7 protein-coding genes are annotated in these 12,871 nt (G+C 58.1%); all 7 read left to right on the top strand.

All coding sequences use genetic code 11. The annotated features are described in order from the left end of the window. Positions 1-22 precede the first annotated feature (22 nt). The 7 genes from J2X61_RS28685 to J2X61_RS28655 all read left to right on the top strand — a co-directional run bounded on the left by J2X61_RS28685 (position 23) and on the right by J2X61_RS28655 (position 12,858). Positions 23-1,360, top strand: coding sequence for a Gfo/Idh/MocA family protein (locus J2X61_RS28685; protein WP_310192878.1), 1,338 nt, complete (start codon positions 23-25; stop codon positions 1,358-1,360). Further along, positions 1,357-3,543 carry a glycoside hydrolase family 88/105 protein gene (locus tag J2X61_RS28680; protein ID WP_310192877.1) on the top strand — a complete coding sequence of 729 codons (2,187 nt, stop codon included), beginning with the start codon at positions 1,357-1,359 and terminating at the stop codon, positions 3,541-3,543. The genes J2X61_RS28685 and J2X61_RS28680 overlap by 4 nt, the downstream gene beginning before the upstream one ends. A 100-nt stretch (positions 3,544-3,643) precedes the next feature. Continuing rightward, the gene (locus tag J2X61_RS28675) at positions 3,644-5,926 is read left to right on the top strand and encodes a helix-turn-helix domain-containing protein (RefSeq protein WP_310192874.1); all 2,283 of its coding nucleotides are present in this window, start codon (positions 3,644-3,646) and stop codon (positions 5,924-5,926) included. Positions 5,927-5,964: 38 nt separating this feature from the next. Beyond that, on the top strand, positions 5,965-8,022 hold the full coding sequence (locus J2X61_RS28670; RefSeq protein WP_310192872.1) for a glycoside hydrolase family 65: 2,058 nt from the start codon (positions 5,965-5,967) through the stop codon (positions 8,020-8,022). Between the two features lie 36 nt (positions 8,023-8,058). Beyond that, positions 8,059-9,198 carry an oligogalacturonate lyase family protein gene (locus J2X61_RS28665; protein WP_274472745.1) on the top strand — a complete coding sequence of 380 codons (1,140 nt, stop codon included), beginning with the start codon at positions 8,059-8,061 and terminating at the stop codon, positions 9,196-9,198. Positions 9,199-9,227: 29 nt separating this feature from the next. Continuing rightward, positions 9,228-10,370: a glycoside hydrolase family 88/105 protein gene (locus tag J2X61_RS28660; protein ID WP_274472746.1), complete on the top strand. Its 1,143-nt coding sequence runs from the start codon at positions 9,228-9,230 to the stop codon at positions 10,368-10,370. Next, positions 10,354-12,858 carry a glycosyl hydrolase family 95 catalytic domain-containing protein gene (locus J2X61_RS28655; protein ID WP_310192869.1) on the top strand — a complete coding sequence of 835 codons (2,505 nt, stop codon included), beginning with the start codon at positions 10,354-10,356 and terminating at the stop codon, positions 12,856-12,858. The genes J2X61_RS28660 and J2X61_RS28655 overlap by 17 nt, the downstream gene beginning before the upstream one ends. The last annotated feature ends 13 nt before the right edge of the window (positions 12,859-12,871 follow it).

The following is a 12,871-nucleotide window of genomic DNA, read 5'->3' as shown; positions in this document are numbered from 1 at the left end:
GCATGGAAAGGAATGGAATTTCATGAAAAAGCGCTATGCAATCTGCGGGGTTAGCGGCCGGGCATTGGGGATGTTCGCCAAGCCGATTCTATCGACGTTCTCCGGCAGCTGTGAGCTGGTCGGCTTGTTGGATCGCGATCAGGCTCGCTTCGAGCTGTTCCGGTCCAGATTTCCGGAGCAGCAGGAGATCGGTACCTATAGCGAGCACGAATTTGACCGGATGGTGAAGGAAACGCGTCCGGACGTCATCATCGTCGCAGGGCGGGACGATACGCATGCGAGATATATCATTGCGGCCCTTGAACATGATCTGGATGTAATCACAGAGAAGCCGATGGTGACAACGGGTGAAGACGCAAGGCGGGTGGCGGATGCCGAGCAGGCCAGCAAGGGAAAGGTTACCGTTACGTTCAATTACCGCTATGCGCCTATCCATACGAAGATCAAGGAAATGATTCTGGAAGGCAAGCTCGGCCGGATCACGTCGATTGATCTGAATTGGTACCTCGACACCTATCACGGCTCCAGTTACTTCAAACGCTGGAATCGGGTCCGAGAGCTGTCCGGCGGATTATCCATTCATAAATGTACGCACCACTTCGATCTGGTGAACTGGTGGATCGGGCAGCAGCCTGTCGAGGCGTTCTCCTATGGCGCCTTGAACTATTACGGAGCGGAAGGGGAAGCGAATCCGAAGAAGGAAGACGGCCGGTTCTGCAGCACCTGCGAGCTGACGGAAGAATGCGATTATTATTCGCGTTGGAATGCGCGCAGTAAGAACCTGCAAGTACAGGACGACCATCTCGGTTCGCTGGGTGCGGTGAAAAATAAATTTCCTTACTCCGATTACCGGCCGGATCAATGCATCTTCGATTCGCAGATTGATATCGAAGATACGTACACGGCAACGGTTCGGTACAACGGCGGCGCTCTCCTCAGCTATTCGGTCAACTTCTCCCTGCCGTACGAGGGATACCGGCTGGCCATTAACGGCACGAAGGGCCGAATCGAGTCGGTGGAGTATCATATGCCGAGCCGGACGCCATTCCCGACGCCGGTGCAGACGATCGATTACTTCCCGCTATTCGGTTCCAAGGAAACGATCCATGTCGTACACCGGGAAGGCGGGCATGGAGGGGGAGATCCGCTGCTGCTGGAGGATCTGTTCATGGGCGAAGACCGCCGGCGGCCGTACCGGATTCTGTCCGGAGCCGTAGACGGCGCTTACTCGGTTGCGACCGGCGAAGCCGTGTGGCGATCGGTGAAGGAACACCGGCCGGTGACTATCGCGGAAGTGCTGGGCGGAGGCTTGCCTCAGCTTGAACGCAGTCTGAGCGGCAAAGGAGGGGGCGGCAGGTGACGACTTCCTTAACCCGTTATATAGATCCGGAAGAAAGCATGGCCGCCCAAACGAACGGCACGGACATTCCTCATGTGCTGACCATCATGGCGCAGCGTTATATCGGCGAGCATCCGCCTCACGGCCCGGTATACAGGGTGACGCGGGCGAGCGAAATCCGCAAGCTGGATAACCACTCGTATTCGTTTCCGATCGACCGCATGTTTCCGGAGATGCGTGCGGATCAACGGGTTTATGCTTGGGCGAAGCTGTGGATCGAGGAGCCGCATGAGTTTATATTTCTTCTTCGTTGTTTCGGTCCCGTCCGCTTGTTTCACAATGGGGAGCAGCGCTTCGGCTCTGCCCTGGAGGAGGAAGCGGAAGGGGCGCAGCCGCTCAAGCTGAAGATCGGTCTTGTCCGGGGCTGGAACCATTTCGTGCTGGAGCTTGGCCGACGGGCTGACGGGAGCAGCGGAGCTGAGTTCGGTACCGGTAACCGCAAAAATAAACCGTATGCCTTCCTTGCGCCTTCCTTAGAACGTGAGGGCGAGGAAGGGTGGATTCATACGGCTCCGATGGAGGGACCGCTTGTACCGATTCCCGCTGCAGCTCAGGCGGAAGCGGCCGCAGGCACAGGATCTTGGCTGCCCTTGCGAGCTTCCGGCAATCCCGGAGAAGGCCGCCTTGAACGGCTCTACGGCTTGCTTCCCGGGATGAAGGCGATCTCTTGGACATCCGTCCGGGTCGATCCGGCGATGACCGGTCCCGTTACCGTCTCGGGGACCGCCTACGGTCCGGTAACCTTCGTCTGGAACGGACATACGGTTTATGAAACGGCCGGAGCGGGCACGTTCAGCTTCAACCTGGAAGCGTGCCGGCGAAGCGGCAGCCTGGTGGCATACAGCACCTGCGGCGATGAAGGCTGGGGCTTCGGGCTGCTGGGGGATTTGACGAATGCAGCGCTGTTCGCGCCGGTCAAGGTTCACGGCTATGCCGGGGAATGGCTGCATTTGGGACCGTTAGCCGCGGACAGCACAGTTCGCGCAGAAACTTATATGCGCATGGATACGGTGGCGAGCGGACCTGCTGGCGAGGTGTTCTGGACGACGGATGAACCGGGCGCTTACGTTCGCCCCTTCCTCGAGAACGAGCTATTCGGCCGTTGGAATTATCCGTTGGGCGTGACATTGAACGGGCTGCTCGAGACGAGCCGTCTGCTCGCACGAGCCGATATCGCGGAATACGTAACCCGCCACGTGGAGTTCGCTACTTCAACCTATGCGTATTCGCTCTGGGACCGGAAGCATTTCGGAGCAGCGGGCTTGAATAATCAGCTGTCGCACATCGACAGCCTCGATGATTGCGGCTCCTTCGGAGCGCTGGCGATTCTTGCGGACCGGCAGCGGCAGCTGACGGGGGCGCGCGCGGTTGCGGAGGACATCGCCGATTACATCATGAACGTGCAAGACCGCCTGGAGGACGGGACGCTGTACCGCCGCATCGGCGTATCGCCAAGCATGCATAACACGATGTGGTGCGATGACATGTATATGAGCGTACCGTTCCTATGCCGCTATAGCGAGTTGTCCGGGGATTCACAATATGTCGAGGAAGCGTCCCGTCAAATGCTGTTGTACAAAAAGTACTTATATATGCCGCAGCGGCAAATTATGTCCCACGTCTATGACGTCGGCAGTGGCAAACCGTCGCTGACAACGTGGGGGCGGGGGAACGGCTGGGTATTCTTCTCGCTCGCCGTCCTGCTGCAGGCGCTGCCGAAGGGGCATGCCAACTACAAGGGAATTCTTCGCTTCTATCAAGAGCTGGCGGAGGGCTATCTCCGGCTGCAGGGCAAGAACGGCTTGTGGCATCAGGTACTGACGGATCCGGAATCGTACGAGGAGGCGTCCTGTACGTCAATGTTCATGTACGGCTTCGCGCTCGGCGTACGCCACGGATGGCTGCCGGAGCCGCAGGTCTATACGAAGGCGGTAATCGCCGGATGGATCGGCTTGTGCTCGCGCGCCATCGATAAACGCGGCAATCTGTACGGCGTGTGCAAAGGCTCCAGCTGGTCCTATTCGAATGCCTACTATAAGCATGACCTCGGCTGGAACTTGAATGACACGCATGGGATCGGCATCGTGCTGCTTGCCGGGATCGAAACGCAGGCCATGATGAACAGTTTAGGGATGACAATCTGATAAGGGTACGGGATGAGCATAAGAAGCCGGGCGGAACGTGTCGCGATTGAGCGGATCGCGCTATAATAATAAGATCTTGTTATAAGGTGGGAACCTCAACGTGACACAATCCATGATGAAGTGGTTGAAATACAATCTGGCCCATACGCAGACCCGGCTCGTGTTCATTTTAACCGTTTCGGTTTTTCTTATCATTTTGGCAGTGAGCCTGACCTCTTACTATACGTCCAAATCCGTGCTGCAGGAAGAGCTCAGCGAGCCGCAGCGCCAGTTGCTTCAATTGAATATGAACGTGATCGATGACGTGATCAAAGAAAGCGATAATGTCGCCATTCAGGTGGCTTTGAACGCGAATATTTATACGTTTCTGACGAGTGAGGAACAAAACTCGTATGGCAATATCTCGGAGCTGTATCAGCTGCTGTCTACCTTAATCAGCAATTCGAAGTATATCAAGAGCATCTATGTGTATGACACGGTCAGAGAGAGCTTCGTCGCGATTCCGCAGGGCTACAGCTCCAACAAGGTGAACTTCGATGACTCCGATTGGACCTCGGTGACGGAAGAGTTCGGCAGCGGCTTGAGGGTGATCAAGAAGCGTCAGGTGCCGGAAGGAGCGGGGCGCAAAGGGTCCGAGGTTACGCTGTTCCGGAAAATTATGATTCAAGGGCAGCTCAAAGGCGTAGTCGCGGTCAATCTCAAAGATGAGGAGCTGTTCGCCAAGCTGAATCCTCCTGTATTAAACAATTTGGACCGCATGCGGTACGTCATCGACGAGCATGACGAGATTCTGTATGCCGTTTCCAATTACGATTTCGATCAGGAGTCGATCCGGCAGGCGCTCACCGAGCTGCGGGAAGACGGCAGCGGCGACATTACTCATCAGAACCGCAAACTGCTGGTGAATCAACTTGTTTCGCCAGTCACAGGATGGAAATACGTTTCGATTGTCGTACAGGACAGCTTGCTGGCCAAGTCCAAGAAGGTACGCAATGCCGTATTGATCGTCTCCGTGGCTGCACTGGGGCTTGGCTGCGCGACGATTTTCTACATCAATGCCGCCGCCTTCCGCCCGGTCCGCAGGCTGAGGCAGCTGTTCAGCGCTTACGACCGCAAGTCGCTCAGTCCCGAAGGCATCGACCTGGAGAAGCTGGCGGGCGAGCTGCTCACGAACCATGCCCATCTGTCCCAGCTTGTCCGCGAGACGATGTCGGAAGCGTCGTCCAAGCTTCTTTACGATATGTACACAGGGAACTTGACGGGCAGACGGGACATCGAGGAGAAGTGGAGCCGCTATTTCGGAGAATGGACGGCCGAGCCGGTGACGGTAGCCGTTCTATCGATCGACCGTTATGAGGAATGGTCCCGCTCTTACAGCCGCGATGATCAATCCTTGCTCAAGTTCGCAATCGCCAACATTGCCGCCGAGCTGTTCGAGCAGAAGTGGCGGGTTGTCTGCGCCGACTTCGGCAAAGACAAGATGGCGATCTTGCTCCAACCGCTTGAAGCGGGCCTCCACCTTGAGCGCAAGCTGGAGGAATCGATCGAGGTCGTATCCAGCTTGCTCAAGTTCAGTGTTTCGGCCGGTGTAAGCACACCGCAGACGGAGATTGCACGCCTGCGCCAGACGATGCTGGAAGCGGAGAATGCCCTGCACTACCGGCTTTACCAAGGCTACGGGCAGATCATCCCGTTCCATGAAGTATCGGGGCATGAGGTCAAGGAGACGGTTGTGGATGAAGGAACGCTGGATGAACTGACGCAGTTGATTGAATCGGGGGACGAGGCCGGTTCGTTGGAGGCGGTCGAGCGTCTAATCGCCGATGTGCGAAGCCAATACGGGTATCCCTCAGCGGCTTTAACGTTCCTGCGAGCAGCGCTGGAGCGCATCGGGCAGCTGTCGCAGGCGGAGGACGAGGGGGCTGCCGAAAGCGCGTTCGAGAGGTTCGATACGCTGCATCTGGGCGACATTCAGGATGAACTCAGCAGGCGGGTCCTACCGCTCGTGCAGCGCTTCCACCGGCTTATCCAAAGCAAGGATTTCATTACATGCCACCGCATGATCGATTATATGAAGCAGCATTTGAGCGAGGCGATCGGCATCCCCGAGATTGCCGACGAGGTAGGGATCAGCAGCTCCCTGGCCAGCCAGATTTTCAAGCAAGAAACAGGGGAAACCATCTACAATTATTTGACGCAGCTGCGCCTGGAACGTGCGGACGAGCTGCTGCTGAAGAGCGAATATAAGATCTCGGATATTGCGGTCATGGTCGGTTATCAGCACGAGAACAGCTTCATCCGGAGCTTCCGCAAATTCAAGAATATTACCCCGGGCAAATACCGGGATATGATGAGAACCCGCACGGACGCTATGCTGGAATAGAGCGGCGTCCTGCCGGGCCAATGAGATGAGGAGGAACCATGGACAGACGACAAATCATTACACGGCATAATCCGGAATTGCATAAATGGGATCCGTTATCCCCTTTTTCCGTCGGTAACGGCGAGTTCGCTTTCAGTGCCGATATCACCGGGCTGCAGACTTTCCCGGAACAATACGAAGTGCCGCTTGGCACGCAATCCAACTGGGGATGGCATTATACAGGCGGACGCGATCGCTTCACCGATCAGGATGTTGAATATCAAATGTTCGAAACGCACGGCAGACTCGTCGGCTACCCGATGAAGCCCGGCAGTACCCCGGAGGCTTATCACTGGCTGCGGATGAACCCGCACCGGCTGCAGCTAGGGCGAGTTTCGTTCCGTTTCCTGCTGGAATCGGGCGAAGTCGCGGATGCGGCCGACGTGAAGGAGATCAGCCAACAGCTCGATCTGTGGACGGGCGTGCTGAACAGTTCGTATACGGTTCAGGGGGTGCCGGTTCAGGTGACGACGGCTTGTCATCCAACCATGGATGCCATCGGAGTGCGTGTCCGGTCGAGTCTGGTGACGCAAGGGCGGCTGCAGGCTTTCATTCGTTTCCCGGCGCCGGATATGACGAATACCGGCTGGGCCAAAGCGGTATTCCCGGACTGGGAGAACGATGACCGGCATAAGACCGAGATTCGCGAAGGAGGCCATGGGGAAGCGCTGCTGGTCCGAACGATGGATGAGGACAGGTATGAGGTGCGCTGGAATTGGAAGGACGGCAGCTTCGAACGGACCGGAACGCATGAGTTCACTTTGTTCCCTCCGGTAGAGCAAGAAGAATTGTTTGAATTTTCCGTCAGCTTCGATCGGCAAGCGGCTCAATCGGCGCCGCCGGTAGAAGAGACGATCGCTGCAAGCGGAGACTATTGGGAGCAATTCTGGCTGAGCGGGGCGTCCATCGATTTCTCCGGCAGTTCGGACCCGCGGGCCTACGAGCTGGAACGGCGCGTCGTTCTGTCGCAGTTCCTGTGCGCGATGCACAGCGGAGGCTCCCTGCCGCCGCAGGAGACGGGACTTATGTACAACAGCTGGTTCGGCAAATCCCACCTGGAGATGCATTGGTGGCATGGCGCGCATTTCCCGCTATGGGGGCGGGCGAGCATTTTGCTGAAAAGCATGGATTGGTATACCCGCATCCTGCCGGTTGCCCGCGATCTGGCACGGTCACAAGGGTACGAAGGCGCCCGCTGGCCGAAAATGGTCGATTACGAAGGAAAGCCTTGCCCTTCGCCGGTCGCGCCCGGGCTGATCTGGCAGCAGCCGCATCCGATAGCGCTTGCGGAGCTGTGCTACAAAGCGGAGCCGACCAGGGAGATGCTGGAGCGATTCCGCGATATTGTCTATGAATCGGCCGATTTCATGGTCTCTTACGCTCATTGGGACGAAGAGAAGCGAGTTTACGATCTGGGTCCCCCGCTAATTCCGGCGCAGGAGTGCCATCCGCTTGCAGGCAGTAAGAATCCGCCCTACGAGCTCGAGTACTGGAAGTACGGCTTGACGATTGCGGTGCGCTGGGCGGAGCTTTTGCAGGAAACGCCCGATCCGAAGTGGGCGGAGGTTGCTGCGAACATGGCCCAGCCGCCGCAGCTGGAGGGGGTATATCTGGCCCACGAGCTGTGCCCGGATACGTTCACAGCCAAGAATCACGATCATCCGTCGATGCTCGGCGCGCTCGGCATTCTGCCAGGCACGATGATCGACCGCGAAGTCATGCTGAGCACGCTGCTGAAAGTGAAGGACGTCTGGAAATGGGGCTCCGCATGGGGCTGGGACTTCCCGATGTGCGCCATGACGGCGGCCCGGCTTGGCGAGCCGGACTTGGCCGTAGACTTCCTGCTCCTGGATGCGGCGAAGAACACGTATTTGACGAACGGCCACAATTACCAGCGTCCCGGATTGTCGGCGTACTTGCCGGGCAACGGAGGCTTGCTGGCGGCCGTCGCCATAATGGCTGCGGGCTGGGAGGGCGGACCGGAGGGCGGTAATCCGGGATTCCCGCAGGATGGAAGCTGGAAGGTGAGTTGGGAAGGCTTGAAGCCTTGGCTGTAAGCGAGCAGGACGAGAGAGGAATCAGGAGGCGATAACATGGGAAAAGGAACGGTATGGCCCTCGGAACGGAAATCGGCAACGGACCGGTTCACTGGCCTTGAGGTCACGCAGCTGACGGATTATAAGGCGCACAGCCATCATTTATATTTTACCGAGAGCGGCTGGTACGACGGGGAGCAGCGTCTGCTCTTCGTCTCGGACCGCGGGAATAGTACGAATTTGTTCAGCCTGCATGTGGAGAGCGGTGTCATCACGCAGTTGACCGATTATGCCGGGAACGACCAGCTCGATGCTTGTCTGCTGCCGGACGGGAGTGCAGCTTACGTGAAGCTGGGAAGACAGCTCGTGCGCCTCGATCTGGCGAGCCTGGAAGAGCAAAACGTCTATGAAGCGCCGCAGGGCTATCATCTTGGCAATGTTAGCGCCAGCGCGGATGGGAAACACATCTATACCTGTGTGCAAGAGGATTTGTCACACCGGATTCGCCTGGATCTCGGCAACGGGTATGTCGGGCACCGGGAGCTGATGGAAGCCGCTCCTCACAGCATGATCGTTCGCATCGATGCAGGAGCCGGCGGCGCGGAGACCGTCTACGAAGCCAACCGCTTCATCACGCATATCAATGCGTCTCCGACGGAGCCTTGGCTGTTGACCTTTTGCCATGAAGGGCCTTGGCATCTGGTCGATCACCGCATCTGGGGACTGGATCTGCGCACGGGTGAAGCGTGGAAAATTCGCGAACGGCTGGAACCGGGTGAGAAGGTGGGGCATGAATTTTTCTTTCCGGACGGCGTCACCATCGGTTATCACGGGTTCCGGACGAATGGAACGAATTTCTTCGGCAGCATCCGGTATGACAATACAGGGCTGGAAGAGACGGAGTTCGGCTTCGACACGTGGCATGGGTATGCCGACGGCCTGGGGCAAGCGATTGTTGACGGCAAAGGCCATGTGAAAACGCTGAGCATCTGGCGGAAACGGGACGGCGTTTATGACGGTCCCCGCATGCTGTGCGAGCTGCGCTGCAGCTTCCACTCGCAGAAGGTTCATGCGCATCCGCGCTTCGACGCGGGGGGCAAGCGTGTGCTTTTTACAAGCGATAAGAATGGATACGGTAATTTGTATCTCGTCGATGTGCCGGAGGATTTGACCGTGCTGCCGATGTTTACGCCATAACAACATCCAAACCGAAGGAGGCATAAGCTATGAAGGCTTCTATGCTGGATACGAAGATTGAACGCATGTCCGTGAAGGTTGGCGAGACCATTTTATCGCATAGCGTGGATGGCTATCATCCGAAAATTGCAAACCAGTGGGGCTACGTCGCAGGAATGGCGCTGGCGGCCATCGATAAGCTCGGCGATTGGACGGGCGAGGCCAAATATCATGAATTCGTCAAACGGCATATGGACGTGTTCGTTCAAGAAGACGGATCGATTCACGGCTATAAATTGGAAGATTACAATCTCGACCATATTAATAAAGGAAAAAATCTGCTTCGGCTGTGGAGGGAAACCGGCGAAAGCAAATATGAGAAGGCGGCGCGTTTGCTGATCACGCAGCTGGCCGGGCAGCCCCGAACGGATGAAGGCGGATTCTGGCATAAAAAAATATACCCGTTCCAAATGTGGCTGGACGGCCTGTATATGTCGTCGCCTTACATGGCTGAATATGCCCGTACCTTCGACGACAGCAGCTGGTTCGACGAGACGGCGCATCAGCTGCTATTGGTCGAGCGGCGGACGCGCAACCCGCAGACGGGCTTGCTGCATCACGCCTGGGACGAGACGAAGGAGCAGCGCTGGTGCGACAGCTTCGGCACGGGCCGTTCGCGACATGTGTGGGGCCGGGCGATGGGCTGGTACGCCATGGCGCTGGTCGATGCGCTGGAGCATTTCCCGATCGGGCATGCGAAGCGGGGGCAGCTGATGGGTATTTTCGAGCGGATGGCGAACAGCGTCGTGCGCGCGCAGGATCAGGACAGCGGCCTCTGGTACCAGGTTATGGATTGTAATGGCCAACAAGGCAATTATCTGGAGGCGTCGGGCTCCTGTATGCTGACTTATGCCATCGCAAAAGGCATCCGTCTGAACTATTTGGCGGAAATCGACCGGAGCGTCGTTGAACGGGCTTATGAGGGGATTCTTCAGCGGTTCGTGACGGAAGACGAGCAGGGTGTGCACCTGCATAGCATCTGTCACGGTGCGGGTCTTGGCGGCCGCAAATACCGGGACGGCTCCTATGCGTATTATTTGAGCGAAGCGGTTGTCAGCGACGTGCTGATGGGGGTCGCCCCGCTGCTGCTGGCCAGCGTGGAGATGGAGAAGCTGCGTGAACAATCGGCATGAGGAGACGGCGATCTTCCATCGGCTCCGCGATACGGATAAGCTGACGCTGAGCTATCCGGCCTCCTGGTGGCGGAATATGTGGCGCGAGGCGCTGCCCGCCGGCAACGGCGTGCTGGGCGCGTCCGTATTCGGCGGCGTTCAGGAGGAAACGGTGCTGCTGAATCATGCGAAGCTGTGGCATTGGGGGCATCGGGATGAGCTGCCCGATGTCAGCTACACGCTTGAGCGGACGCGGCAGCTGATGGACAAGCGGCGTTATCTGGAAGCGAGCTGGCAGCTGGCGGATGCGCTGAAGGAGCAAGGCTACGCGACGAAGCTCGCATCGAGGTTCCCGCTAGCCGCCATCCGGCTGACGATGCCTTGCCGGCACGCGTTCCGCGGGTACAGCCGGGAGCTGGATATGGACAGCGGCGAAATTACAGTCGCTTGGAACGACGGGAATTGCCGGTATAAGCGGACATTGTTCGTTTCCCGTGCCGACGATTGCGTCGTCTATGCAATTGAGGGAGAGGGAGAGGGCGGAAGCGGCATCACTGGGGAAATCGGTCTGCAGCTTCATCCGAGCGACCGCTTCGCGGATACGCCGGAGTTCAAGGAACTGGAGCGTTCCGTGGCAACGGGGGCTGACGATGTGCATGCTTGGTACGCGGCAACCAATGATGACGGCACGGATTATGGCGCCGTGCTGCGGATTGTGCGGGATGGCGGGCTTGCGGTCCGGGCGGATGCAGGTGTGGATGCAAGTGCAAGTGCAGATGCGGCTGGCGTCATCCGATTCAATGGCGCCAGCCGAGTGCTTGTGTTGGCCAAAGTGTTCGTAGGCGGCAAACGCGAAGAGGACTGGCCGCGCTTGAAGCGCGAGCTTGCGGCGCTGCATTCGGCTGGAGCAGCGGGTCCAGGCGCTATGTATGAGCGTTTGCTGGAGCGGCATACCGCGCTGCATCGGCCGCTCTATCGCTCGGCGCTGCTGGAGCTTGGCGATGATGTAGCGGAACCTCGATCCAACGAACGGTTGCTGCTGGATGCTTATGAGGGGGAGGCTCCGCTGAAGCTTATCCGCAACATGTGGGCGTACGGGAGGTATTTGTTCCTCAGCGGCACGTCGGCTTCGGAGGAGGCGGAGCCCTTTGGCTTGTACGGCTTATGGGGCGGGGACTACCGCCTCGTCTGGAGTCATAACATGGCCAACGAGAACATCCAGATGATGTATTGGCATGCGCATGTCGGCGGATTAAGCGAGCTTGTTCCGACACTTTTCCGCTATTACGAGAGGTTGATGGACGACTTCCGGACCAATGCACGCAAGCTGTATGGCTGTAGGGGGATCTATATTCCGGCGGGCACAACGGCGGGCGTCGGCGTACCCAGCCAGATCGTACCGGTCATTCTGAATTGGACCGGAGCCGCCGGCTGGCTGGCCCAGCATTATATTACGCACGCCAGGTTCACGGAGGAGGCCGGGTTTCTGGAGGAGCGCGCGCTTCCTTTCATGAGAGAGGTATTGGCGTTCTATCAGGACTTTGTCGTGACGGACGATAACGGTCAAATCAACATGTACCCTTCCGTATCGCCGGAGAACACGCCGCTCAATTACATGCCGGAAGACGGCAAGCCGCTGGCACATCCGATGCCGACAACGATCAACGCGACGATGGACATCGCGATCATGAAGGAATTGCTGCAGCATCTGATCGAGGCGACCCAGGCTATTGGCCGTGACGAGAAGGATGCGGCGGCGTGGCGGGATATGCTGGGGCGTCTGCCCGCATACCGGGTGAACCGCGACGGAGCGGTGAGCGAATGGATTCATCCCGATTTCGAAGACCGGTATGCGCACAGGCATTTGTCGCATCTGTATCCGCTCTTCCCGGGACATGAAGTGACCGAGGAGACGGACCCCGCTTTGTTCCGCGCTTTCGAGAAGGCTGTGAGCAAGCGCGAGATCGGGGCGCAGACCGGTTGGTCGCTCGGGCACATGGCCGCCATCTACGCCCGGCTGGGTGATGGCGACGGCTCGCTCGAGTGTCTGGATTTGATGTCAAGAGCCTGCCTGCTGCCCAATCTATTCACGCTGCACAACGATTGGCGCGGGATGGGAGTGTCGATGGACATGACGGCGGCGCCGGTTCAGCTCGATGCCAATCTGGGCTGGGTGAACGCGGTCCAGGAGATGCTGCTCCAAGTATCGCCGGGCTTCGTTAAGCTGCTGCCTGCGCTGCCCGGACGGTTCAAGCGGGGGAGATTATCCCGCTGGAGATTTCATACGGGACAGGTTGCCATGGAATGGGACACCGAGTCGGGGATGTTCCGCGCGGAGCTGACAGCCGAGCGGGAGACGGCCGTCATCGTCAAGCTGCCGGCATGGGTACGCTCCTGCGTAATAGCCGGTGCGTCTGTTCAGCAGTCGCCGCTGGGGGAGCTGTACTACTCGGTACAGCTGAAGGCGGGGGATCCGCCGGTGGTTTTTGAGGCGGAACGGCGAATATGAGGCTGTTTACCCG

The organism is Bacillus sp. 3255 (assembly GCF_031456485.1).
In the GTDB taxonomy this organism is placed as follows: Bacteria; Bacillota; Bacilli; order Paenibacillales; family NBRC-103111; genus Paenibacillus_E.
The sequence above is the reverse complement of the archived record's forward strand: the minus strand, read 5'-3'. Positions and strand labels throughout refer to the sequence as shown.